The sequence below is a fragment of the Candidatus Planktophila limnetica genome (genome assembly GCF_002288365.1).
Classification (GTDB): domain Bacteria; phylum Actinomycetota; class Actinomycetes; order Nanopelagicales; family Nanopelagicaceae; genus Planktophila; species Planktophila limnetica.
On sequence record NZ_CP016782.1, the window covers coordinates 1,208,333 to 1,233,243 of the forward strand.

Below are 24,911 nucleotides of genomic sequence, written 5' to 3' on the forward strand. Positions count from 1 at the left end.
TGCTTACTTACCTTCCTTTGATAATTTCAATCCAAGCAGAGTTGGTTCGCCAGCTTGCAAACCTTCGTTTGCGCGGCCATCGTTAATCCCAGCAAGCACTGCTGAGTTTTCTTTCCATGTTGGAAGAGAGTTTGGACCACGAGTTGGTCCAGGTGGGTTGCCGTTGCGCATTGCATCGACTAAATCTTTTGATGATTGCACTGTCTGGTTGTCATAGAACTCCCAGTTAGCCATAACAACAGGTGCATAGTCACATGCTGCGTTGCACTCGATGTGTTCGAGCGAAACTTTTCCATCATCTGTCACGCCATCATTTTCAATACCAAGATGGCTCTTAAGGCCCGCAAAAATTTCATCACCGCCCATTACTGCACACAGAGTATTTGTGCATACGCCAACGTGATATTCACCCACTGGCTTGCGCTTGTACTGTGTGTAAAAAGTTGCAACGGCGGAAACTTCTGCAGTTTCAATAGTTAGAAGTTGAGCGATTAACTCGATGCCTTCATTTGTTACGTATCCAGCCTTTGATTGCACATAGTGAAGCAAGGGCATGATTGCAGAGCGACTACGTGGGTAGCGCTTAATTATTGAATCCATTACGGCAAGATCTTGATCTGAAAACATTAGCGATCAACACCTCCCATCACAGGATCGATTGAAGCTACCGCGCCAATGATGTCGGCAACCATGCTGCCTTCACACATTGCAGAAGTTGATTGCAAATTATTAAAAGATGGTTCGCGGAAGTGCATGCGATATGGACGTGTTCCGCCATCAGAGACAATGTGTGCACCGAGTTCGCCACGTGGTGATTCAACTGCTGCATAAACCTGACCGGCTGGAACACGGAATCCTTCTGTCACTAGTTTAAAGTGATGAATAAGTGATTCCATTGACGTGCCCATAATTTCGCGAATGTGATCAAGTGAGTTTCCAAGTCCATCGCCACCCATTGCTAATTGTGCTGGCCATGCAATTTTCTTATCTGCAACCATTACTGGTGCTCCTGCAAGCTTGTCGATCTTGTCACATGCTTGCTCAATGATGCGAAGTGATTGTTCTAGTTCATTCATACGAATTAAGAAGCGTCCATAAACATCGCATGTATCTGTTGTGACAACATCAAAATCGTAATTTTCATAGCCACAATATGGTTGAGTCTTACGAAGATCCCAAGGCAAACCAGTTGAACGTAAAACAGGTCCTGTAATACCAAGTGTCGTACATCCGGCAAGATCTAAGTAACCGATGCCAACTGTGCGCTTCATCCAGATTGAATTACCAATCAAAAGTGTTGCATTATCTTTAAATGCCTTGCGCATTTCTTTAACAGTTTCGCGAATCTTTTGTGTGGCACCGGCTGGCAAATCTTGTTGCACTCCACCTGGGCGGATATAGGCCATATTCATACGCAATCCAGAGATCATTTCGAAAATATCTAGAACACGTTCGCGTTCACGGAATGCAAAGAACATAGGAGTAATTGCACCTAGTTCTAGTGCGCCTGTGCCGAGTGCAACCATGTGTGAAGAAATTCGATTGAGTTCCATCATAAGAACGCGAATAGCTGAAGCGCGCTCTGGAACATCATTTGTAATTCCAAGGAGTTTCTCTGTTGCAAGGCAATAAGCAGTTTCATTAAATAGCGGAGACAAATAATCCATACGGGTTACGAAGGTGACGCCCTGAGTCCAGCTGCGATATTCAATGTTCTTTTCAATACCTGTATGTAGGTAACCAATTCCGCAACGAACTTCAGTAACAGTTTCGCCTTCGAGTTCAAGAACAAGACGCAGTACACCGTGAGTAGATGGGTGTTGTGGACCCATGTTTACAACAATGTGCTCTTCTTTTGTTGCGCCAATTTCTGTAACGAGTTCGTTCCAGTCGCCACCTGTTACTGAGAAAACTGTTCCTTCAGTAGTTTCGCGTGAAGAAGAATATGGATCAGTAAATGTTGTCATCGGTATGACCTGCGCTCATCAGGTGCTGGAATTGTTGCGCCCTTATATTCAACTGGAATTCCACCCAATGCATAATCTTTGCGTTGTGGGTGTCCTTGCCAATCATCTGGCATCAAAATTCTTGTAAGTCCTGGATGTCCATCAAAAATGATTCCGAACATGTCAAAAGTTTCACGTTCATGCCAATTATTTCCGGCCCATACTTCAACAACAGATGGAATATGCGCATCGCTATCTGGAACAGAAACTTCTAGACGAATTCGACGATTATTTGTAATTGAAAGTAGTGGATAAACAGCGTGTAGTTCGCGTCCACTCTGTTCTGGATAATGCACACCAGATACACCCATGCACATTTCAAACTTAAGTGAATCACGCAAAATCTTTGACACTTCTACAAGTTTTTCGCGCTTTACATGAAGAGTAAGTTCCCCGCGATCAACAACAACGCGTTCGATTGCATCAGAAAAAGCTGGATATGCACGCTCTAAATCATCTGCTACATCATCAAAGTAAGAACCATATGGGCGCTCACTTGAACCAGTTGCTGCAGGAGTGCGAACAAGTCCGCCGTAGCCAGATGTATCTCCTGTGCCTTCTGCACCAAACATTCCGTGATCGCTCATTTAGGCAAGCAATCCCTTCATCTGGTGTGTAGGAAGCGCGTTCATTGCTGCTTCTTCTACTGACTTAATAACTGCTTCGCGGTTTGGTCCGAGCTTTTCGTCGTAAATGCTTGAGTGCAATTTAAGAATTGCATCCATCAACATTTCCGGACGTGGTGGACACCCTGGAAGATAAATATCTACTGGTACGACGTGATCTACACCCTGAACGATTGCGTAGTTATTAAACATTCCGCCCGAGGATGCACATGCACCCATTGCAAGAACCCACTTAGGCGCAGCCATTTGATCATAAATTTGTCGAAGAACTGGTGCCATTTTATTTGATACGCGACCAGCAACAATCATGAGATCTGCCTGACGAGGAGATGCACGGAAAACTTCCATACCGAAACGTGAAATGTCATATTTCGCAGCAGAACCAACTGCCATCATTTCAATTGCGCAACATGCAAGACCAAAAGTTGCTGGCCACAATGAGTTTTTGCGCATGTAGCCTGCAAGTTTTTCTACAGTTGTGAGTACAAAACCACTAGGTAATTTTTCTTCTAGACCCATGATTAATCCCATTCCAATCCACCGCGGCGCCATACATATGCGTATGCCACGAAGACGGTTGCGATAAAGATTCCCATTTCAATAAGGCCAAAGAGCCCCAGTTGATCAAATGTAACTGCCCATGGATAAAGGAAAACAATTTCAATATCAAAGATAATAAATAGCATCGCAGTTAAGAAGTACTTAACTGGAAAACGTCCACCTTGTGCTGCAGATGGTGATGGTTCAATTCCGCACTCGTATGCATCTAATTTCGCTCTGTTGTAACGTTTTGGACCGGTGAGTGCGCCAGCTGCAACAGAGATGACCGCGAAACCGAAGCCGATGGCTCCGATGACCAAGATCGGCACATACGGGTTTGATGCAGAGTTCATGATGGCTAAATCTTAGAGTGCCCTACAAGTACTTTCGACCGCGTCAGGAGTTGATGGCTCTGTGAACTGCGACAACTCCACCGCTCAAATTGCGCCAACCCACTTGAGACCAGCCGGCCTGGGTAATTCGGGCCGCCAGCGCTGCCTGATCTGGCCATGCCCGAATGGATTCTGCCAGATAGACATAGGCATCAGGATTTGATGAAGTCTTTGATGCAATGGCTGGCAGAGCTTTCATTAAATAATTTAAATAAATTGTGCGAAATGGTTTAAATGTTGGAGAAGAAAATTCTGCAACTACAAGTGAGCCACCTTTTTTAGTGACGCGTCTTGCTTCACTTAATGCCTTATCCATATCTGATGTATTACGTAAACCAAAAGAAATTGTTACAACATCAAATGATTCATTTTCAAAAGGTAAGTTAAGTGCATCTGCTTTTGTAAACTTTAAATGCGGACGTGCACGTCGACCCGCTTCAAGCATTCCATCTGAAAAATCTGCAGGAATTACATCGGCTCCTGCTTGATGTAATGGTTCTGAACTTGAACCAGTGCCCGCTGCGAGATCGAGAATTTTCATTCCTGGCTTTGGTGCAATCGTGGCAGTTGTGGCCTTGCGCCATCTCTTTGTCTGACCGAGGCTCAAGATGTCATTAACCAGGTCATAACGCTTGGCCACCGCATCAAACATTGCGGCAACTTCAGCAGGATTTTTATCCATATTGGCCCGGGACATAGGCTTATTCTGCTTCAGAGTAGGCTCATCCACAACTTCGAGAAAGGGCGCACGTAATGTCCACTGCAATCACCACACTACGCACCGCAGTTTTCCCAAGAAGCACAGTTTTAACTAAAGCTGGCTTTGTAATTGCCGGCGTTGCATTTCTTTCATTACTCGCTCAGATTGCAATTCCCGTTCCTGGTTCACCAGTTCCGGTAACAGGACAAACACTCGGTGTATTACTACTGGCCACAAGTTATGGCGCAACTCTCGGAGCAACTACTTTTCTTATGTACCTATTAGCCGGTGCACTCGGTGCACCTGTATTTGCAAATAGTGGTTCTGGTTTAGATCGCATTGTTGGCGCAACAGGGGGCTATTTAGTTGGAATGCTGCTGACATCAGTGCTGCTCGGTTATTTAGGTGGGCGCAAGTGGGACCAAAAATTTAAAACTGCTCTACCTGCAATGTTGCTAGGTAACGCCCTCACATTTACTTTGGGCCTTATCTGGCTCCACGAATTCACAGGTAAAGATTGGGCATGGACATTTTCTGCCGGATTTACTCCATTTATTTTTGGTGAAATTCTAAAGATTGCAATTGCAGGAACTTCTCTTCCATTGATTTGGCAGTTCGTGCAGCGAAAGATTTCATAAGAAAATAATTCATGCCTTCCCTTATTCCTGTAACTACCGTGCGCCTTGGCGAACATCTGCCTCTTTTAGATTTGTTGCCCAAAGGTGAGAATTTTTCCTGGGTACGCGGTGGCGACGGAGTTGTTGGCTGGGGCGTTTATGCCAGCACAACAGTTAAAGGCGCTAATCGTTTTAATGATGCTCGAACATGGTGGCACTCTCACTTAGAGAAATTTGCAATCACAAATAACGTGCAAGGAAGTGCAACGGGGCCAATTCTTTTTTCATCCTTTTCATTCTCCCCCGATGAAGAATCTGTTCTTGTTATTCCTCAAGTAATTGTGGGAATGACGAGCGGAATCTCTTGGATAACCTGGATTGGTTCCGATTCTCAACCCCAACTCATTGATGCTCCAGAAAAGGTTTCCAATTCAACTCTGACGTGGAACGAAGATGATTTAGCTAGTGAGCACTGGATTACACGTGTTGCACAAGCTGTTGCAAAGATTCACAGCGGCGATATCGAAAAGGTAGTTCTTGCTCGCGATCTATCAGCAACTTCTGCGCAAGTAATCGATGAACGATCAGCGCTACGAAATCTTTCCGCAGCGTATCCATCTACGTGGGTATTTAGCGTTGCAGGGTTAATTGGTGCAACTCCTGAACTTTTACTTCGTTTAAAGCGTGGAATGGTTACATCCCGCGTGCTTGCAGGCACTATCAGTAAATCAGGCGATGACGCACGTGATTTGGCTTTGGCTGGTTCTCTCGCACGATCTTCAAAAGATTTAGAGGAACACGAATACGCAGTGCGCTCGGTTGCAGATGCACTTGAGCCTTTTTGTTCTTCAACAAATATTCCTGAAACTCCCTTCGTGCTTCACTTAGCAAATGTCATGCATTTAGCCACAGATGTAACAGGGGCTCTTATCGAATCAAAGAGCAATGTCGATGTATTTACTCTGCTCAATCAATTACATCCATCTGCTGCAGTATGCGGAACGCCAACTGATAAAGCTGCAAAAGTCATTAGCGAAATTGAATCAATGTCACGTGGTCGTTATGCGGGTCCAGTTGGTTGGATTGATGCGCGCGGAGATGGTGAGTTAGGTATTGCACTTCGTTGCGGGCAAATTTCTGAGAACACAATCCAAATTTATGCAGGGTGTGGAATTGTTGCTGGCTCTGATCCTGAAAAAGAATTAGCAGAGAGTGAAGCTAAATTTTCTGCAATGAAGAGTGCACTTGCTTAAGTAAGTCAGCGTTGCTTTCGCGATCTGGCATTTGTGCAATAACTATCCGAACGCCCTCAATCGGCTGGGCAAGTTCTCTATTTAGTTGATCCACAGAGTTAATGGTGCTGGTTTTGATATTTAGAGCAGAAGCAATCGCTGCTAAATCCAAATTATGTGGTGTACCGAAAATGCTTTCGAATCCATCGCTGCCACGATGAGTAAGTGTTGAGAAAATACCGCCACCATTGTTATCAACCACAAGAATAAGCAGGTTAGGTTTTTCAGAGTGAATTAATCCAGTGAGATCGTGCAAGAAAGATAGGTCGCCTAACACTGCAATTGTTGCGATGCGAGCAGTTGCAATTCCCATTGCTGTCGAGATATTTCCATCAATGCCTGCTAAACCGCGATTAGCAAAGGATTCAATGCCGGTGCGCGCTGTAGCAAATGCTTCAATATCGCGCACAGGCCGTGATGAAGAGACAAATAACGTGGTGCCATTTTTAACATTTGCAGCAAGTGTGCGAGCCAAAACTGGCTCTGACCACTGTGTAATTTTTTCTAACTCTTTTGTGCACCTTTCGGAAAATTTCTGCCACTTTTCTAACCACTCTGAATCGGCTTCATTTGATTCCAGGATTGGAATCTGCGTAAAGCGCTTATCTGCATTTCTATCTGTGTCCACAGTTGCAATACGTGAATCAATAACTATCTGCTTATCAGCTGATGCAATGTAATTATTTATTGAGCGAGAAAGCGTCGTACGCCCAATAATAATGGCAGTTCTTGGAGTGAAATCTTTTGCAATAGTCGTTGAAGCTAAGAATAAAGAAGCGTGTGCGATAGAGCCTTTAAGTGACAGCGGGTTTTCGCTGATCAGTGGCCAACCAAGTTGATCCGCAAATTTTTGAACTTGCGTGGTTGTAAATCCACCACGATCGTGGCCAACGATAAGAACACCGCGTTCACTCTTTACCCTTAAAACACCTGGTGCTTTTGTGGATTTGATATCACGGGGTGCAACTGTGATCTCATCTAGCCATGTTAAATCGGAGTCGGCAGTAAGTGGTTCTTCAAATTGAATATTGAGATGAACGGGTCCGCTTGCAAGAGAATAAATCGGCAGTTCCATTGGAAACACTGCGCCAGAAACATCTGCGAAGTAACGAACAGATTTTCCAAAGATGCGAGCTTGCTCCGTTGTTTGGTTGGCACCAGTTTTACGCAAACGTGCTGGGCGATCTGCCGTTAAAACTAATAGAGGTGTATTTGTATGGTGAGCTTCTAAAACTGCTGGATGGTAATTGGCTACTGCTGTTCCGCTGGTGCAGACAATGGGAACTGCGCGCCCACTGGCTTTTGCTAAACCGAGAGCGAAAAACGCTGCCGTTCTTTCATCAATGCGTGTGTGTAATTTGATTAAGCCTTTTTGCGATGCAGCAAAGAATGCAAAACTAAGGGGTGCGTTACGAGAACCTGGTGAAATAACTACATCTGTAATTCCAGCTTCAATTATCTGGCGAACAATGACGCGTGCTAGGGAAGTTGATTCACTCACCAGTGCCACCCCATCTCGCTAATTATTTCATCCGCACCCGCACTCCACGCTTTACGAACCCGATCTTGCCACCATTGTGTTCGCTCTGCACTTGCTTCTAATTCAATCATCGCCGCTTCACTAGGAGTCACATCTGCAACGCGCATTTTCCCACCTTCAATTGGAATCTGTGCGATATCTGATGCAAGTAACTGTCCCGTTGCAAGTCCACATGCAAAATCTAAAGTTGGTAGCGCACCCGCTAGTCGTATGCCGTGACCAATTCCCACCGCACTCTCTAGTGCACTTGAAACAACTGCTGGAAGTCGGTGATGTTTAGCAAGTGCGAGTGAACGTTCGATTCCGCCAAGTGGTGCGACTTTTAACACCAAGATATCTACAGCATCTTCTAGATCCAGTTCAAAGGGATCGTCTGCTTTTCTAATTACTTCATCTCCTGCAATCTTTACACCAACCATGCAGGCAGCCTTTAATTCGCGCAATTCTTCTAGAGTTGAGCATGGTTGTTCAATGTATTGCAATAAATCTTCATCAAATGAATCATAAAATCCATAAATAAATTCAAGTGCCTGCTCAACGTCCCAGCTTCCGTTTACATCTAGGCGTAAAGCCGCGTTTGGCAATAATTCGGCAACGTATTTAATGCGCTTGAAATCTTCTTCTTGATTTGCGCCAACTTTTATCTTCACAGTTGAAGCACCTGGATACCAAGACAAAATACTTTCTACTTCTGCGCGTGAATTAACAGCAGGCAATGTTGCATTGATATCTATGTATTTTCTCGTGGCTTTCGCACGTGGTTGCGTCGCACCTTCAATTGCACTGATTAGCCATGGAATTGATTCATTTTCGTCATACTCAACAAATGGTGAAAATTCGCCCCACCCTGCACTGCCTTCAATCAGTGCAACTTCGCGAGTATTGATGCCACGAAAATCTGTTTTCATCGGCAGGCAAACTACTCGAAGGTTGGAAATGATTGAGTCAAGCATTTAATTAATTTATGGACGCTTAGGGAATTGATCAAAATCTGGCGGGCGCTTTTCTTTATAAGCATCGCGACCTTCTTGACCTTCTTCAGTCATATAAAACAGGAGTGTTGCATCGCCAGCTAGTTGTTGAACACCAGCTAATCCATCATCTGCAGCGTTTAAACTAGATTTTAACAAGCGCAGTGCAAGTGGAGAATTACGTAACATTTCGCGGCACCAAGAAACTGTCTCTGCTTCTAGTTCGGCGACTGGAACAACTGTGTTTACGAGTCCCATCGCGAGCGCTTCTTTTGCATCGTATGAACGAGTCATAAACCAAATTTCGCGCGCCTTCTTCTGTCCAACATTTGCAGCAAGTAATCCAGATCCATAACCGCCATCAAATGAACCAACCATTGGACCTGTTTGACCAAAGAGTGCGTTATCGGCTGCAATAGTTATATCGCAGACAACATGTAATACGTGTCCGCCACCGATTGCCCAACCTGCAACCATTGCAATTACTGGTTTAGGTGTTCGGCGAATTTGTACTTGCAAATCTAAAACGTTAAGTCGTCCAATGCCTTGCTTTGCTAGCGAATCATCTCCGAGATAACCATCATCTCCGCGAACGCTAATGTCGCCACCAGAGCAAAACGCTTCGCTACCTTGGCCAGTTAAAATGATTACGCCGACTTCTTGATTATCGCGCGCTAGTGAAAAAGCACTCTGTAACTCAATAATTGTTTGTGGGCGAAATGCATTACGTACTTCAGGACGATTGATGGTGATTTTTGCAATGCCATCAGCAGCTTCGTATTTAATATCGGTGAATTTTTCTCCGCCGGCTGCGACTTTCCATTTCGGAATATCTCGGCTTCCAAATTCACGCTTGATTGGCTTACTCACGAACCCTCCATCAGACATCACTACCGTTACACGCGATAGCCTACGCGGGCAATGGATACATCTTCACATCGAGAAGTTCGCAGCCTAGAACCCACGCGTGCTCTGGCCGAAAATGTGAGTGCGCTAATACAAGCCCTCGCAAACGTTGGTCCTGCCCTTGGATGTGGCCCGACTTCTTCGAAATCTGTGAAGTCAGATATTTCTCTACTTGTTGCAACCAGTGGAAGTACAGGCACACCCAAGGAAATAGGAATCACATCTGCGGCGCTACTGGCAAGTGCGCGTGCATCCAATAAATTCTTAAAAGCTACAAAGGGGCAGACATGGTCACTCTTGTTGCCGCTGACACATATTGCAGGCATTAACGTTCTTGTGCGCTCTATCGAATTAGAAAGTGAGCCAATTGATCTAAGAAATCACATTGGCACTTATCCTGATGCAGATTTCACGGCCATTGTTCCGACCCAACTCTTTAATGCTCTAAATGGTGACGCAGATTTACTCTCACATTTAAAAGGCACGAAAGCGGTATTAGTCGGTGGAGCAGCCTTATCTGAAGAACTTCGCAGCCAAGGGATCGCATCTGGTATCAACATCATCACCACATATGGAATGACTGAAACATGCGGTGGTTGTATTTATAACGGAGAATCTCTCGACGGAGTTAACTTTGAATTAACAGAGAACCAAAGAGTTAAAATCTCTGGTCCGGTGCTTGCAGATGTTGAAAATGAAAACGGTTGGTTTCTCACTCAAGATATTGGAGTGATTCTTGATGGAAAATTAAAAGTCATCGGAAGAGCAGATGATGTCATTATTAGCGGTGGTGAAAATATTTCACTTAGTGCAATCGAATCTGAATTAAACAAAAAGTTTCCACAGTTATTGGTAGCCGCTTTTGCAACTTCTGATAGCAAATGGGGTCAAGTGCTACACGTTGCAGTTCAAACGCACGATGAGAATCTAAAGCCGCAAATCTCACAAGCACTTGTTTCCGCAATCGGAAATCATGCAAAACCAAAGAGCGTGATACTCCTTGATAAACTTCCACAAATTGGCGTTGGCAAAGTCGATCGGACTTCTCTAGCAAAATTAGTGAGTGAGTAAAGAATGAATAAATGGATTGCAGGTGCTCGCCCTAAGACTTTGCCCGCAGCTATTGCACCCGTTGCAGTCGGAACAGCTCTTGCGGGTAACAACATGGATCCATTGTTGGCACTTCTTGCACTACTCGTAAGTTTGTCACTGCAAATTGGCGTTAATTATGCGAATGATTATTCAGATGGCATCAAGGGAACTGATGACAATCGCATTGGTCCTATGCGATTGGTTGCAACTGGAGCAGCAAGTGCGCATCATGTGAAAATTGCTGCCTACCTTGCACTGAGCAGTGCGGCTGTATTTGGTTTGATCTTGTCACTGCAAACTACCTTGTGGTTTATTGCAATTGGTGCACTCGCAATTGCCGCCGCGTGGGGCTATACCGGTTGGAAAAATCCCTACGGTTATTTTGGTTTTGGCGAACTTGCGGTCTTTGTTTTCTTTGGACTTGTCGCAACGATGGGAACATACTTCGCACAGACTGGCACACTCACATTTGATTCACTCATAGTTGCTATTCCTATGGGATCGCTCTCGTGCGCACTCTTAGCAATTAACAACCTGCGAGATCGCGCCGCAGATGAACTAGTCGGCAAACGAACTCTTGCGGTACGCCTTGGGGACTCCAGTGCGCGCACCGCCTTTATTGCTCTCCTGCTGCTCTCACATCTGAGTGTTATTTTCTTATTCAAACCCTGGACCTTGCTGACACTCTTGCTCATACCAATGACGTATTCATTAATAAAGGCCATGCGCAGTGGAGCAATAGGTGGCGCGCTCATTCCACTGCTTGGTAGAACCGGAAAACTCCAACTTCGCTTTGCAATTTTATTGTCCTTGGGTTTGTTACTCTCCTAGAAAAGCGTAGAATTAACTCATGCTTCGCTACTTACCGCTTCTGATTGCAGTTGCAGTTACCTTGTATGCACTCATTGATTGCGCACGCACAGAGCAAGAAGCGATTCGTGGCTTACCTAAATGGGGTTGGTTACTTATTATTATTTTCATAGGAACATTCGGCGCAATTGCTTACTTAATTTGGGGCCGCCAACGCAGGCAAGGACCTGGTCGCGGCCGAAATGGAAAAGTGATTGGGCCAGATGATGACCCAGATTTCTTACGTAACCTTTAAAAACTTATAAACCTGAGTACGTGTGCTTTCCGGTTCCCCATACATTTACGTACACATAGTTAAATAGAAATGTAGAACCAGCAAAAATACATAGCCATGCAGCACGACGACCGCGCCAACCAACTGTTACGCGTGCATGTAAATAAGCTGCATATGCAACCCATGTAATAAACGCCCACGTCTCTTTTGGATCCCAACCCCAATATCTTCCCCACGCACTCTCAGCCCAAATTGCTCCCGCAATAACTGAAAATGTCCAGAGTGGAAATACAAAAGCGACAAGACGGTAAGAGAGTTGATCTAAAACATCTAACGAGGGCAGACGTTTTGCCCAGGGTGCTCGCTCACCTTTTTTCTCCATAGAGTCTAAGAACAAAAACGCTCCGGCAATAATATTTGCGAGTAAGAAAATTCCGCCAGAAATAATTGCAGTTGAAACGTGTATGACAAGCCAAGCAGATTTGAGTGCAGGAACAAGCGGAGCACTTGGTACATATAAAACTGTGACAGCTGTGCCGAGTGCAAGTAGCACTGAAATAGAAACAAACAGACCTAACCAGCGAAGATCATATTTACGAAGTGCACCTAAATATGCTGCAGTAAATGCAAGAGCACCTGTAATTGAAAATTCATACATATTGCCCCATGGCACACGCCCGGCAGATACCCCACGGGCGATTACTCCAGCAAACAAAAGAACAAATCCCAAAATCATCATTGCAGTGGCAACGCGTGCAACTTTTTCAGTTCGCGTGTAATCAAAAGTTTTAGTACGCAAATTACCTTCTGCAGAGTCAGCTAAGTGCGGTGCGCGAACAGCAAATGCAGTTTCATATGCGTGAGCAATAAATGCCAGGGCAAAAACCGCCATAGATGAATACACCAGGTAATTTGAAATATAGGCCCACGTTGTAGACATTTACTCTGCTCTCCCTAAAGCTTTTGCCAGTTGTGCAATTTCTAATTCAAGTCCAGGTGCTGCATTCTTTGCTAATCCTGCGACTTCAACTTTTTTCTTACTCACACTTACCCAGATTCGCCGCCTTCTTGTAAAGAGAGAGGCAAGTAATCCAAGTATCGCAACGATACCGCCAACTAGCGCATAACTCTTTCCGGGATCTCGCACCACCTGCAAGTTAACCCACGGAACATAGGTTTCAAATGTGATTGAACCTTCTGCGAATGTATAGGTCTCACCTGGTGAAAGTGATTTAAGTCCTATTTGCTTCATCACATCTGTGTTAATTCGATAGACAGATTGTGGGCGGCCATTATCCAAACCAAGATCACCCGTCCACGCAGCTAAAAATAAACGTGGATCTAACGCTTCTGGGAAAACAGAAACTCCACCGCCGCCATTTGCACGACCAATTGTTGGGAAAAAAGATCCAACGAAGCCAAGTTGTGGTGTTACATCAGGAACTTTTATTACACCTGTTGAAGATAAATTTGAATCTTGTGGCAAGAACGGAACCGGACCTTGATACCCAACATTTCCTACTGCATCTCTGACCGTAACAATTGGTGAATATCCATTAGCTTGTAAATAAACACGAGTACTTCCAAATGTAAGTGGGCTATTTACTTTGACAACCTTTTTCTCAGGTGTTGCATCTGGTCCACTCTTCACCGTGACCCACATCGTGTAATCCAGCGGTGCATTAGTAACAGGATCATATTTGCCAACGAATTTATCAACTTCTATTGAAAATGGTGGGAGAGTTTTTTCGTTAAACAACTTGCCAAATGAGAGTGAGTCATAGGTAGTCGGTGTGTTTATAAATCGCTCGCCCACATTAACAATCGCATCTCCGCGCATTCCAAAGAGTGATCCCAAACTCACACCAATAAGGATTAGTACTAGCGCCAGATGGAAGAAAAGGTTTCCAGTTTCGCGAGTAAATCCCTTTTCCGCAGAAATCGAGCCATCTAGTTCGCGGACTCTAAATCTATTTTTCTTAAACCACTGCCGAGCAATTTCAAGTTCATCTCCATCACCCTTCCACTCTGAATGAAACTCCATTCGAGAAAGATTTTTCGGTGTAACAGGTGGCAGCGCGCGTGAAGCTTTGTAGTGCTCAAAAGCTCGGGGAAGAACGCAGCCTATGAGTGAGACAAATAGAAGAATATAAATTGCGCTAAACCAAGGGGATGCATAGACATCAAATAATGAAAATCTTTCGTACCACAGTGCCTTAGTTGGCGAATTGATAAACACATCGCTAACGGCAACTGGGTTCTGTGTGCGCTGTGGAATAAGTGATCCCGGTATTGCAGCAACACCTAACATCATCAACAAGACAAGTGCAGTACGCATACTTGTTAGCTGACGCCAAGCAAATCGCAGGAGTCCTACTGTGCCAATCTCAGGTACGGTCTCTTTCATTTAAACCACCGGAATGAAATCTGAGATCCACGAACGCATCTCGTTGTTAAATGTTGCCCATAAACCAAAGACTTGAGCAAGCCCGATAAGAATAAGAAGTACTCCTCCTATTTTTGCTATCAGATCGCCACGACGAACTAAGAAACTTCGCAGATTCTGAGAGCGATCAAGAAATAAACCAGATGCCATAAACGGGGCGCCTAATCCAATGCAATAACCTAAAGAAAGAATTGCACCACGCAACGCACTTGATTCTTGAAACGCAAGTGTCTGTACCGCACCGAGCGCAGGTCCGATACATGGAGTCCAACCGACACCAAATAAGAATCCGAGCAATGGTGCACCAACTAAGCCAAGAGTTGTTGGCATCTTTGCGCGATAAGTAGGTGCAAATGGAAACCTGCCAATAAAAATCAGACCAAGTCCGATTGTAAAGACTCCCAAAATAGATGTAATGAGTTTTTCATTATCTGAAATGTATGCACCGAAGCCACCAAATAAAGCGCCGTATGAAATAAAGAGAACGCTAAATCCTGCAACGAAAAGAAATGATCCAAGAAGTACTCGACCACGGCTCTTTGAAAACCCTGCGGCATAAGAAATATAGCCAGGTACTAGCGGCAATACGCATGGTGATAGAAAGGAAATCAAACCAGCGATGACCGCAATCGGAAATGCTGTAATTAAATAGCCATCGAGTATCTGCTCTACAAAGAATTCCTTCACTCCGCACTCACCTTCTCAATGAGTTCGCTAAGGGATGCAACTGTCACTTCACCTGAAATACGCGCCGCCACATTGCCGCTCTTATCTATGACGACAGTAGATGGAATCGCATTAGCTGGTAATGACTTTCTAAACCCAATCAAAACTGAATCATCAATGAGTGTTGGATAAGGAATTGCAAAACGACGTTCGAATGCTTCTGCATTTACTGGATTATCCCGTGTAAGAATTCCGATAAATGCAACATCTGTGTATTTTTCTGAGAGCGCTTTAAGTGTTGGTGCTTCTGCGCGACACGGCGCACACCAAGATGCCCACACATTAACGACAGCAACTTGGCCACCACTAAAAGTGTAATTCTTTCCAGATAAAGTCATGCCAGAAAGTTCTGGTGCTGCAATTCGATCTGATTGTTTAATGTAGGAAACGCTTCCGTTGCCAGAGATGAAACTCTCTTCAGCAATCGATGAGCCTCCTCCACCGCATGATGAAAGTGCCACGGTGATGAGTGGCAAAAGGATTAGGTTTCTAATTTTCATTTCTTTGGTGGCAATAGATGAGCAGCAGGTTCGCTATAACTAGTGCCACTAATCATTGCGTCATCATCAAAATGAATACTGGTCACACTTGCTAATGAGCACTCGCGTTTGCGTGGATCATGAAGAAGGCGACGACCTTCAATGGCGCTGCGAAGAATCCAGATTGGTAATTGGTGGGAAACAACAATTGCATCTTTACCTTTTGCTGCATCACGTGCTGCAAATACTGCTGCCAGCATTCGAGTGATTTGTTCTTCATAAGGCTCACCCCATGAAGGTTTCCATGGATTCCATAAGTGTTTCCACGCTGTGGGATGCTTTAAAACACCATCACCAATTCCGAAGGGTTTTCCTTCGAATACATTTGCCGCTTCAATTAATCGTTCATCAGTTGTAATTTTCATATTGTGCGCGGTGGCTATTGGTCCTGCTGTTTCTTGTGCACGTTGTAGGGGTGATACATGTAACGCACCTAGATCAATGCTCTTTGACCAATCTCCCAATGTTGCTGCCATTTTGTGACCGCGTTCTGAAAGTGTCCAACCAGGTTGACGGCCATAAAGAATTTTCTGCGGGTTATGTACCTCGCCATGTCTGACCACATGTACCGTCGAATTCATGCACCAAGCATAAAGCGTCATAAACCTTCTCTTCTCGCTAAGGTTGTGACATGGCGCTCACAACCAACCGAGTTGCCTTTTTCGATGTAGATAACACGCTTATTCGCGGCTCTACGCTCTTCTTCCTCGGAAAAGGAATGTATAAACGCGGCTATTTCACCAAGACAGATCTCTCGCGCTTCGCATTTGCCAATTTACGTTTTCGTTTAACTGGCAAAGAAAAACAAGATGAAATCAAACGCTTTCAAGATGCAGCTACACAATTTATTGGCGGCCACGATGTTGCAGAGATTCAAACAATCGCTCAACAAATCTATGATGAATTTGTTTCTCCTGCGTGCTGGCAAGGAACTATCAATATTGCACAAAGACACTTAAACGCAGGCGAAGAAGTATGGCTTGTCACTGCAGCCCCTGAAGATATGGCAATTTTGATTGCAAAGAATTTGGGTTTTACCGGAGCCCTTGGAAGCAAAGCTGAAGTTCGCGATGGAAAATACACAGGTCAAATGTTGGGCAAGTTATTGCACGGAAAAGAAAAAGCAGTTGCGATTACAGCACTTGCCAAAGAAAAGGGCTTTGCACTTTCTGAGTGCTACGCGTATTCCGATAGTCACAATGACTTTCCGTTACTTGAATCAGTGGGGCATCCATCGGCAATTAACCCAGATGCAATTCTAAGTTTGCGTGCACTTGCAGAAGGATGGCCAATTCACGATTTTCGTCGTGCGCGCTTTATCATCAAAATAATCGGACCCACGGTTTCAAGACTTGCTGCCGCCGGAATCTGGTTGGCACCTCGTAGGCGTTCACGCTAACTCGATTTCACGACAGGAACTAAACCCCTGTAATGTAGGCAAGTTATGCAAATGCGTTCATTTACCGACTATCTACGTTCCGTAGATGATGACGCCCTTTTAGAGCTCTTCACACACCGAGCCGATCTGATTTCTCCAGTTCCATCAGATATTGCATCCCTTGCTGTTCGTGCATGCAGCGCACCAAGTCTTGCTCGCGCAATTGATGCACTCAATCAATGGCAGTTTCAAGTTCTGGAAGCATGCGCAGTTGTTAACGAACCATTTAATGAAAAGCAAATAATTGCTCTGACTGAAAAGGCTGCTGCAGAAGTCCTGCCTGAATTAATAGCGCGTGGACTTATTTATCCAGCAGATGACGGCATGAGATTGCCTAACTCTGTGCGCGATGTATTAGGTAGTGAGATTGCAGGTCTTGGTCCTGCTTCCATGGCGAAGTTAACGTTAAAAAAGTTAGATGAAGCGCCAGCGGCTGCAAAGAAAGTATTAGAAAGACTTATTTGGGGACCACCTCGCGGAAGCGTTGGAGATATTAAAAATCCCGGTCCTGGAGTCACGTGGTTACTTGAAGAAAACTTTATGGTGCCCCTGGATCAGCGCACAGTAATTCTTCCGCGCGAAGTAGGCATTTATCTGCGCGGTGGAAAAGTTCATAAAGAACGTGAAATGACACCACCACCCATTAAGGGCGCCAAGCGAGATGCACGAAGCGTTGAACTTGCAGCCATTGCCAACGTTGCAACAGTTCTGCGTTGGGTTGATGAAATTCTTGAGTACTGGGCACAAGAGCCAGCGGACGCGCTTCGTGCTGGCGGCCTTGGTGTGCGCGACTTAAAAATTATTGCAACACATATGGGTATTGATGAGAACTGCGCTGCATTCGTTGCTGAACTTGTTTATCTCGCAGGACTTGTCACTATCGATGCCGATGACAAAATTTTGCCAACTAATAACTTCGATATCTGGCTCACACAAAGTGCCTCAACTAGATGGCAAGCAATTGCGTCGCCGTGGCTTATTACATCTCGCGTGAGCGGACTAGTTGGTCGCGCTGAATCAAAGAACACCGCAGCACTTGGGCCTGAATTAGATCGAGTCAATGCTGCAAGTACTCGCGCATTAGTTTTAGAACTCTTAGCCGAAAACAAAGAAGTTGCACCAGAGTTAGAAAGCTTTACCAAGCGCGTTAAATGGTGTGCTCCATCAAAGCGAAACCCTGGTCTGCAAGAAGAGATGGTGCAGTGGACACTTCGTGAAGCAGAGTGGCTTGGAATCACAGGCCAAGGCGTTATTTCTAAGTATGGACAAGAGTTTTTAACAGGTGCTGAACTAGAAATAATCAATACAGATCTTCCACAACCAGTTGATCACATCCTTATTCAAAGCGATAACACCGCAATAGCTCCAGGACCACTTGTCCATGATGTTGCTGCAGTCCTTGCAATCATTGGTGATATCGAAAGTCGCGGTGGCGCAACTGTTTACAGATTTACTGACACAACTATTCGTCGTGGATTAGATCACGGTAAAACCGGCGATGAAATTATTGCTTTCTTGCGTAAGACTTCTAAGACTCCAATTCCACAACCACTTGAGTACTTAATCTCAGATGTTGCCAAAAAGCATGGTCGCCTGCGAGTTGGAAATACATCATCTTTTATCCGTTGTGAAGATCCCGCACTTATTACGCAGATAATTAGCGATAAGCGTTTAGATATTTTATCTCTTCGTAGAATTGCACCTGAAGTAATGATCTGTGACATGGATGCACACGATGTAATGAACGTACTTCGCAACGCTGGATATCTTCCTGCTGCTGAATCAGCAAATGGAATGTTGCTTACGGGTCCGCGTTCATCAAGAGCGCAATCTAAGCCGCGTCCTCCCCGCATTATTGGTGAGCTAGAAGTTCCAACAGATGCTGCACTGGCTGCAGCTATACGCACAATTCGCGTGGGCGAAAAATCTAGTCACAAGCAGAGTACGCTTCGTAATATTGCAAATAACGCACTCGGTGCATTACCTCGCACAACTGCAAATGAAACTCTGGATGTTTTGCTCAAATACATTCAGGAGCAACGTTCTCTCTCAATTGGTTATGCAGATAACAATGGAGCCGTTTCGCATCGCATTATTGATCCACTCAAAATCTCTGCTGGTTCGCTGATTGCTCGCGACCACGGCACAGGCGAGATGCAGACATTTAGAATTCCGCGTATTACGGGGGTTGCACCGCTATGACAAGCGAGAAGCAAGGCGAATACGGCAGACTTAACCCTATGTTGGCAGCCCTTGAAGCTTTAGTGAAGTGTGAATCTCCTACTGAAGATCTCAATGCGTGCAACGATGTTGTTCGTTTAGCAAGTGATATTGCAACTCGTGTACTTGGAACTCCTGCAGAGATTCGCCAAATAGAAGGTCGCCCAGTTTTTTGGTGGGGCGCGGCGCAACCTGATGTTGTTTTACTCGCACACTTAGACACAGTCTGGCCAATTGGCTCATTTACTCCACTGTGGCAAATAAATGGCGATGTTCTTCGTGGTCCTGGCACATATGACATGAAGGCTGGATTTGTTCAAGCACTCTTTGCGCTTAAGGGAATTAGCGGCTCAGTTGCACTGATCGGCACAACTGATGAAGAAACCGGAAGTCACGCATCTCGTAAATTAATTCAAGATGTGTCATCAAAGGCAAAGGCTGTTCTTGTACTAGAAGCTGCAATTGATGGAAAAGTAAAGACTGGTCGCAAGGGCACAGCGATGTATCAAGTACATGTGCATGGCCGCGCCGCACACGCCGGACTGGAACCTGAAAAGGGAATTAACGCAACAACTGAAATTGCACACATTATTACCTCACTTGCATCCTTAGAAAACAAAGAGAAGCAGACAACTGTTGTTCCAACTCTTGTAAAAGCCGGAAACTCAACTAATACCGTTCCTGATTATGCAGTTCTAGATATTGATGCACGATCATTTTCAACGGATGAAATCAATCGCGTTGACGCCGCTATACGTGCCTTAAAACCACTACATCCAGAAGCGCGTATTGAAATTACTGGTGGATTAAATCGTCCACCACTTGAAACAACTTCAACTATGGAGCTCTACGAACGCGCAGAAAAAGTTGCTGCCCGTATTGGAATGCCACCACTTGGACATGCATCTGTTGGCGGTGCCAGCGATGGAAACTTTGCAGCAGCCGCTGGTGCCAAAGTTCTAGATGGTCTTGGCGCTGTTGGCTCTGGTGCACATGCCACAACTGAGTGGATAAGCATTAAGGCCCTTGAAGAGCGCAGCGCTTTCTTGCATGAATTTGTTAAGGACTTACTCAATGACTGATGGACCACTGATCGTTCAGAGCGATAAAACACTGCTTTTAGATATCGATCATGGAATGTCAACAGAATGTCGCCGCGCTATTGCCCCATTTGCAGAACTTGAACGATCTCCAGAACATATCCACACATATCGATTAACAAATCTTGGTCTCTGGAATGCACGTGCTGCAGGACACGATGCCGAAATGGTTATCGACACACTTATTAAGTATTCGCGCTACGCGGTCCCTCACTCAATTCTTGTTGACGTTGCAGAGACAATGTCTCGCTACGGTCGCCTGCGCCTTGAAGCAGATCCCGTTCACGGCTTAATTCTTGTGACAACTGATACTGCTGTCCTTGAAGAAGTAATCCGTGCTAAAAAGATTGCACCGTTGTTGGGTGTGCGAATTGATAATGAAACTATTGCTGTACACCCAAGTCAGCGTGGGCAGATCAAACAATCACTTCTTCGCCTCGGCTGGCCCGCAGAAGACTTCGCAGGTTACGTTGATGGACAAGCCCATGAAATTGCACTTAAGCAAGATGATTGGAAAATTCGTCCATACCAAGAGTTAGCTGCTGAAGGTTTCTGGCACGGTGGCTCTGGTGTGGTTGTACTGCCTTGTGGTGCTGGAAAAACAATTGTTGGCGCTGCAGCAATGGCACATGTAAAAGCAACAACACTTATTCTTGTTACAAATACAATCGCAGCACGTCAGTGGCGTGAAGAGTTACTGAAGCGCACAACTCTTAATGAAGATGAGATTGGCGAATACTCTGGTGCAAAGAAAGAGATTCGCCCCGTAACAATTGCAACTTATCAAGTCATGACAAAGAAAAAAGATGGCGTATACGCCCACCTAGATCTCTTTGACACTCATGACTGGGGATTAATCATTTATGACGAAGTACATCTCTTACCTGCACCAATCTTTCGTTTTACAGCCGACATCCAATCTCGACGTCGCTTGGGACTAACTGCAACATTGGTTCGCGAAGATGGAATGGAAGGTGAAGTCTTTTCACTCATTGGTCCAAAGAGATTTGATGTGCCGTGGAAAGAGATTGAATCTCAGGGATATATCGCTCCCGCCCAATGTGTGGAAGTACGTGTAAATCTGAGTGAAACCGAGCGAATTTCATATGCAACGGCTGAACCAGAAGAGCGATATCGATTCTGCGCAACAACTCGTACAAAGCGAAATGTCGTTGAATCACTAGTTGCACACCATGCAGGTGAGCAGATTTTGGTTATCGGCCAATACATTGATCAGCTCGATGAGTTATCCGAAGTACTTGGGGTTCCACTTATCAAGGGCGAAACTCCTGTAAAAGAGCGCGAAGTACTGTTTAACAAATTTAGGACTGGCGAAATTACCTGCTTAGTTGTTTCTAAGGTCGCTAACTTTTCTATCGACTTACCTGATGCAACTATTGCAATTCAGGTATCGGGTGCATTTGGTTCACGCCAAGAAGAAGCGCAACGCTTAGGTCGTATCTTGCGACCAAAGTCCGATGGCCGAAGTGCAACCTTCTATTCAGTTGTTTCACGCGACACTATTGACCAAGACTTTGCTCAAAATCGTCAGCGCTTCTTAGCCGAACAAGGGTATGCCTACAAAATTATTGACGCTGACGATGTGTTTCAAGGCAAGCTCTAAATCGTTCCGGATCAACGCGCCAGAAATCGTGGTGCTCGCCATCAATATGAGTTACTGGAACTTGTTCGCCATATAGTTTTTCAAGTTCGGCATTGCCATCTATGTAAGTAATTTCAATTGAATAATCTAATTCGCTCTTCATGGATTCAAGAGTTTCTACTGCCACATCACAGAGATGGCAGCCGTGTCTTGAAAAAACAGTAATGACTGTTTGAGACAACTATTTTTTCCGCTTCTTATTCATTGCCCGATCAATAAACTCTTCGGCAACGAGTGTGACATCACCTTTTAATCTATATGCGTTCTTCTCAAGATCTTTGAGCACGGCGTTAACTGTTGTCTGTGTTACAGAACCAACGAGTGGACCGAATTTCTTAGCAAATAGTGCGTGTGCAATTTCGCTGACAGATTTTGCTAAATCTTCACGCGCTTCATCCAAAGTTGGTTCTGGTTTCTTTGGTTCTTCTGAAAAATCTAGGGAAATTGGGCGTTCAGCCTTCATCCGAGAATAAAGATCATCGAAGTTGGTTGCACTGCTCTCGTCCATGGCTAAATCATCTCACCCTGATACCTTTTGCACATATGCAAACGAGAACCAGCACCCGCACCACAACGGGGCTTCTATTTATTCTCCTGGCATCTTTACTCTCCATACCGCCGGCCGAAGCGGCGCCACTTGTAGCCCCATCAACTGTGTGGGGTTATACATACGCCGCTGAAGCAAGTGCGCAAGTTCTATCGGTGCCTGCAACGCAATCTGCCAACTTAGAAAGACGTTCGAAATTTGTTGTGAACTATAAGAATTTTCCAGATTGGGCCAAGAATCAAGTTCAGGCCGCAGTTGATTTATGGGCAGCCAACTTTGATTCAAAGGTTGAAATAAATGTTGATGCAACATGGAGTCGCTCAAGTACTACAGATATTTTAGGAAGCGCCCGTCCTGATCGTTACTACGCAAAGTTCGCTGGTGCACCTGACTCATCGCTTTGGTACGCGTCCGCTCTTGCAAATGCAATAGCTGGAAAAGATTTAGATCTAGATAATCCTGAAATTATCATTCAGATTAACTCTGAAGCTGAATGGGATTTAGATGGACTCGGAAAACCAACGCGCTATGAATACGACCTCAAGTCAGTAATGTTTCATGAATTGGCGCACGGCTTAGGTTTTCTCTCAACTAGTTCCTACATATTTGATCGCACAAAAGGACAATATGTTGGAATACTCGAACAACCAACACCATTTGATGCGTTCTTGCAGACACAAGATGGAAATCGCTTAGCCGATCTACCATCGCCATCTTTTGAATTAGGGCAAGCTCTTAAAGACAAACTTGTGTGGTCAGGTGCCGAAGGTATCGCTGCAAATAATGGGACCAAACCGCTTATGTATACGCCATCTAATTACGATGCAGGTTCGTCGGTAAGTCACTTGGATGAAAACACTTTTGCAAACTCTGGCACTAATGCTGTGATGACTCCGAATCTTGAAGCAGGAGAAGTGTTTAACGAACCAGGTCCGATTTTGCTGGCAATGATGAAAGATCTACGAAATAAGCCGGCGCCAGGCCTTGCAGCTGGTGTGCCGAGTGAAGTTCTAAATGCTCAAGCACTGATTGCAGATGCTTCAGCAATCATCACCTTCAGTCCGCCATTAAATTCACGCACAACTCAAGTCAGTGAATACATTATTAAAAATGTTAATACTGGCAAGGAAAAGAGCGTTGCAGATAGCCCTGCAATAATTACTGGTTTAAAAAATGGGACCAGCTACACATTTGAGATAGTTGCATCAAATGCAAAGGGGGCATCGCCGACTGTAGTTACCAAAACTGTCACACCTCGTGCTGCCTGGACCTCACAAGTAATCGATGCGGCCGCAGATGCCAGATCGATTACCTCAACGACATTAAATGGACAACCTGTATTTGCATACGTGGATTCAAAATCTTCCATTCTTAAGCTTGCAACGTGGAACGGTAAGGCTTGGAAAAAAACAACGGTTGATAGTGATATTTCCGGGCAGGTTTCTTTGTGTGTTAGCGGCAAGAATCTAAAACAAACACTGCATGTCTTCTATGCCGATAAAACTGATAATGATTTGCGTCATGCAACCATAAATGGCCCAACAATTGCACGCGAAATTGTCGATGGAAATGCTGCCAAAGTTCAGTCTTACGAAGAAATTGTTCGTGTTCCAACAGCAAGTAACGTCAGTGTTTCAAACGCATGTGCCATCACAAGTGAAGGTATTCAAGTCTTCTACCGAGATGAAACACAGGGTGTGTTACTCGGTGCCTACAAGAACTTTGGCGGAGATTGGAATTACGAATTAGTCGATGGTGATCGTAAAACTGATTTCCGCACGACAGGCGATGTTGCATTCCACATGAAGGCGCTAGTTGATGGCAATAAAACCTATGTCATATACGACTCAGTTTTAACGATTAATCAAAACCGTGATGCAACATCAGGTGAAATTAGATTAGCCACCCGAACAACTTTTGATCCTGGTGCCTGGCTATACCGAACTCTTGAATCACCGACTATGGATGCAGCAATTTTGGGTTACGACGTAGAAATTGCAAAGAGTGCCAAGGGAATTATGGCATCTTGGTTTTCAGCAACCATGTTATCTATGCCGGATCCAACTCTGCTACGAACTCTGAATTTAAGTACTGCCGCTGCAGTTGTGACGACTTCGACTTCAAACTATGGAACACCCAATGAATTATTAAGTAGTGATTCTCAAACTCTTCTTTTTAATTGTTTAGGGCGTTTGTGCGCGATTGATTACGCAAAGTTTTCTAAGGGGCAATCGGCGATAGCACTTGCTTCCTCATGGCAATCGACAGAGCCAATTGCTAGTGCGTGGATTGTTTTAAAGAAGATTCGCTACGCAGTCGCCGGTATTAACGGAAAAGTTGTACTGCTAAAAGCTGCGTAATTATTTAGCGTTACGACGCTGGATGCGAGTTTTCTTTAGAAGTTTTTTGTGCTTCTTCTTCGCCATACGCTTACGTCGCTTCTTAATTACGGAACCCATTTGTCAC

Annotated in this window: 27 protein-coding genes; 10 read left to right on the forward strand and 17 right to left on the reverse strand. The window is 44.8% G+C overall.

Annotated elements, in window-relative coordinates; translation table 11 throughout:
- Window positions 1–3 precede the first annotated feature (3 nt).
- The 6 genes from nuoE to PHILAsVB114_RS06365 are packed head-to-tail and all read right to left on the reverse strand — an operon-like array spanning window position 4 to window position 4,261.
- On the reverse strand, window positions 4–627 hold the full coding sequence (gene nuoE, locus PHILAsVB114_RS06340) for an NADH-quinone oxidoreductase subunit NuoE (RefSeq protein WP_095698523.1): 624 nt from the start codon (window positions 625–627) through the stop codon (window positions 4–6).
- Window positions 627–1,967 (reverse strand): NADH-quinone oxidoreductase subunit D, encoded by a 1,341-nt coding sequence (locus tag PHILAsVB114_RS06345; protein ID WP_095698524.1) that lies wholly within the window; start codon window positions 1,965–1,967, stop codon window positions 627–629. Before PHILAsVB114_RS06345 ends, nuoE begins: the two co-directional genes overlap by 1 nt.
- Complete coding sequence (locus PHILAsVB114_RS06350; protein WP_095698525.1) at window positions 1,964–2,593, reverse strand: NADH-quinone oxidoreductase subunit C; 630 nt, start codon at window positions 2,591–2,593, stop codon at window positions 1,964–1,966. The genes PHILAsVB114_RS06345 and PHILAsVB114_RS06350 overlap by 4 nt, the downstream gene beginning before the upstream one ends.
- Window positions 2,594–3,151, reverse strand: a complete 558-nt coding sequence (locus PHILAsVB114_RS06355) for a NuoB/complex I 20 kDa subunit family protein (protein ID WP_095698696.1) — start codon at window positions 3,149–3,151, stop codon at window positions 2,594–2,596.
- 2 nt (window positions 3,152–3,153) lie between these two features.
- A complete protein-coding gene (locus PHILAsVB114_RS06360) occupies window positions 3,154–3,525 on the reverse strand; it encodes an NADH-quinone oxidoreductase subunit A (RefSeq protein WP_095698526.1) in 372 nt (123 codons plus the stop codon).
- Between the two features lie 43 nt (window positions 3,526–3,568).
- Window positions 3,569–4,261, reverse strand: a complete 693-nt coding sequence (locus PHILAsVB114_RS06365; protein ID WP_095698527.1) for a demethylmenaquinone methyltransferase — start codon at window positions 4,259–4,261, stop codon at window positions 3,569–3,571.
- Window positions 4,262–4,317: 56 nt separating this feature from the next.
- Here PHILAsVB114_RS06365 and PHILAsVB114_RS06370 point away from each other — a divergent pair, with 56 nt between their 5' ends.
- Together PHILAsVB114_RS06370 and PHILAsVB114_RS06375 are read left to right on the forward strand one after the other, a co-directional pair.
- A complete protein-coding gene (locus tag PHILAsVB114_RS06370) occupies window positions 4,318–4,902 on the forward strand; it encodes a biotin transporter BioY (RefSeq protein WP_095698528.1) in 585 nt (194 codons plus the stop codon).
- An 11-nt stretch (window positions 4,903–4,913) separates the two neighbouring features.
- Window positions 4,914–6,134, forward strand: coding sequence for an isochorismate synthase (locus PHILAsVB114_RS06375; protein ID WP_095698529.1), 1,221 nt, complete (start codon window positions 4,914–4,916; stop codon window positions 6,132–6,134).
- On the opposite strand, the gene menD is transcribed toward PHILAsVB114_RS06375, so the two are convergent.
- The 3 genes from menD to menB are packed head-to-tail and all read right to left on the reverse strand — an operon-like array spanning window position 6,100 to window position 9,515.
- Complete coding sequence (menD, locus tag PHILAsVB114_RS06380) at window positions 6,100–7,674, reverse strand: 2-succinyl-5-enolpyruvyl-6-hydroxy-3-cyclohexene-1-carboxylic-acid synthase (protein ID WP_095698697.1); 1,575 nt, start codon at window positions 7,672–7,674, stop codon at window positions 6,100–6,102. The genes PHILAsVB114_RS06375 and menD overlap by 35 nt on opposite strands.
- Entirely contained in the window at window positions 7,671–8,666 is a 996-nt protein-coding gene (locus PHILAsVB114_RS06385) for an o-succinylbenzoate synthase (RefSeq protein ID WP_204246785.1), read from the reverse strand. The genes menD and PHILAsVB114_RS06385 overlap by 4 nt, the downstream gene beginning before the upstream one ends.
- Window positions 8,667–8,675: 9 nt before the next feature.
- On the reverse strand, window positions 8,676–9,515 hold the full coding sequence (gene menB, locus PHILAsVB114_RS06390) for a 1,4-dihydroxy-2-naphthoyl-CoA synthase (protein WP_420021990.1): 840 nt from the start codon (window positions 9,513–9,515) through the stop codon (window positions 8,676–8,678).
- A 90-nt stretch (window positions 9,516–9,605) separates the two neighbouring features.
- Here menB and PHILAsVB114_RS06395 point away from each other — a divergent pair, with 90 nt between their 5' ends.
- From PHILAsVB114_RS06395 to PHILAsVB114_RS06405, 3 genes are read left to right on the forward strand one after another with little or no spacing between them, the layout of a single operon-like run.
- Window positions 9,606–10,661: an AMP-binding protein gene (locus PHILAsVB114_RS06395; RefSeq protein WP_095698531.1), complete on the forward strand. Its 1,056-nt coding sequence runs from the start codon at window positions 9,606–9,608 to the stop codon at window positions 10,659–10,661.
- 3 nt (window positions 10,662–10,664) lie between these two features.
- Entirely contained in the window at window positions 10,665–11,513 is an 849-nt protein-coding gene (locus PHILAsVB114_RS06400) for a 1,4-dihydroxy-2-naphthoate polyprenyltransferase (RefSeq protein WP_095698532.1), read from the forward strand.
- A 19-nt stretch (window positions 11,514–11,532) separates the two neighbouring features.
- Entirely contained in the window at window positions 11,533–11,787 is a 255-nt protein-coding gene (locus PHILAsVB114_RS06405) for a PLD nuclease N-terminal domain-containing protein (protein WP_095698533.1), read from the forward strand.
- A 4-nt stretch (window positions 11,788–11,791) separates the two neighbouring features.
- Here the strand turns inward: PHILAsVB114_RS06405 and ccsB are convergent, their stop codons facing one another.
- Genes ccsB through PHILAsVB114_RS06430 form a run of 5 tightly spaced genes read right to left on the reverse strand, consistent with a single transcriptional unit; the run spans window position 11,792 to window position 16,058 of the window.
- The gene (ccsB, locus tag PHILAsVB114_RS06410) at window positions 11,792–12,706 is read right to left on the reverse strand and encodes a c-type cytochrome biogenesis protein CcsB (RefSeq protein ID WP_095698534.1); all 915 of its coding nucleotides are present in this window, start codon (window positions 12,704–12,706) and stop codon (window positions 11,792–11,794) included.
- Complete coding sequence (resB, locus tag PHILAsVB114_RS06415; protein WP_095698535.1) at window positions 12,707–14,173, reverse strand: cytochrome c biogenesis protein ResB; 1,467 nt, start codon at window positions 14,171–14,173, stop codon at window positions 12,707–12,709.
- Entirely contained in the window at window positions 14,174–14,899 is a 726-nt protein-coding gene (locus PHILAsVB114_RS06420; protein WP_095698536.1) for a cytochrome c biogenesis CcdA family protein, read from the reverse strand.
- Window positions 14,896–15,438, reverse strand: coding sequence for a TlpA family protein disulfide reductase (locus tag PHILAsVB114_RS06425; protein ID WP_095698537.1), 543 nt, complete (start codon window positions 15,436–15,438; stop codon window positions 14,896–14,898). The genes PHILAsVB114_RS06420 and PHILAsVB114_RS06425 overlap by 4 nt, the downstream gene beginning before the upstream one ends.
- The gene (locus tag PHILAsVB114_RS06430) at window positions 15,435–16,058 is read right to left on the reverse strand and encodes a histidine phosphatase family protein (protein WP_095698698.1); all 624 of its coding nucleotides are present in this window, start codon (window positions 16,056–16,058) and stop codon (window positions 15,435–15,437) included. Before PHILAsVB114_RS06430 ends, PHILAsVB114_RS06425 begins: the two co-directional genes overlap by 4 nt.
- 50 nt (window positions 16,059–16,108) lie before the next feature.
- On the opposite strand from PHILAsVB114_RS06430, the gene PHILAsVB114_RS06435 reads away from it, so the two are divergent.
- Genes PHILAsVB114_RS06435 through PHILAsVB114_RS06450 form a run of 4 tightly spaced genes read left to right on the forward strand, consistent with a single transcriptional unit; the run spans window position 16,109 to window position 21,859 of the window.
- Window positions 16,109–16,876: an HAD family hydrolase gene (locus PHILAsVB114_RS06435; RefSeq protein ID WP_095698538.1), complete on the forward strand. Its 768-nt coding sequence runs from the start codon at window positions 16,109–16,111 to the stop codon at window positions 16,874–16,876.
- A gap of 45 nt (window positions 16,877–16,921) precedes the next feature.
- On the forward strand, window positions 16,922–19,117 hold the full coding sequence (locus PHILAsVB114_RS06440; protein WP_095698539.1) for a helicase-associated domain-containing protein: 2,196 nt from the start codon (window positions 16,922–16,924) through the stop codon (window positions 19,115–19,117).
- Window positions 19,114–20,217, forward strand: a complete 1,104-nt coding sequence (locus tag PHILAsVB114_RS06445; protein ID WP_204246786.1) for a M20/M25/M40 family metallo-hydrolase — start codon at window positions 19,114–19,116, stop codon at window positions 20,215–20,217. Before PHILAsVB114_RS06440 ends, PHILAsVB114_RS06445 begins: the two co-directional genes overlap by 4 nt.
- Window positions 20,210–21,859, forward strand: a complete 1,650-nt coding sequence (locus tag PHILAsVB114_RS06450; protein ID WP_095698540.1) for a DNA repair helicase XPB — start codon at window positions 20,210–20,212, stop codon at window positions 21,857–21,859. The genes PHILAsVB114_RS06445 and PHILAsVB114_RS06450 overlap by 8 nt, the downstream gene beginning before the upstream one ends.
- Here the strand turns inward: PHILAsVB114_RS06450 and PHILAsVB114_RS06455 are convergent.
- Together PHILAsVB114_RS06455 and PHILAsVB114_RS06460 are read right to left on the reverse strand one after the other, a co-directional pair.
- Window positions 21,822–22,079, reverse strand: coding sequence for a glutaredoxin family protein (locus PHILAsVB114_RS06455; RefSeq protein ID WP_095698541.1), 258 nt, complete (start codon window positions 22,077–22,079; stop codon window positions 21,822–21,824). The two genes, PHILAsVB114_RS06450 and PHILAsVB114_RS06455, sit on opposite strands and share 38 nt — an antisense overlap.
- Complete coding sequence (locus tag PHILAsVB114_RS06460; RefSeq protein WP_095698542.1) at window positions 22,080–22,406, reverse strand: hypothetical protein; 327 nt, start codon at window positions 22,404–22,406, stop codon at window positions 22,080–22,082.
- Window positions 22,407–22,441: 35 nt separating this feature from the next.
- Between PHILAsVB114_RS06460 and PHILAsVB114_RS06465 the strand changes: the two genes are divergently transcribed.
- Entirely contained in the window at window positions 22,442–24,805 is a 2,364-nt protein-coding gene (locus tag PHILAsVB114_RS06465) for a fibronectin type III domain-containing protein (protein ID WP_095698543.1), read from the forward strand.
- Here PHILAsVB114_RS06465 and PHILAsVB114_RS06470 read toward each other — a convergent pair whose 3' ends face one another.
- A complete protein-coding gene (locus tag PHILAsVB114_RS06470; RefSeq protein WP_009612566.1) occupies window positions 24,806–24,904 on the reverse strand; it encodes a 30S ribosomal protein bS22 in 99 nt (32 codons plus the stop codon). It abuts the gene before it with no gap.
- Between the last annotated feature and the right edge of the window lie 7 nt (window positions 24,905–24,911).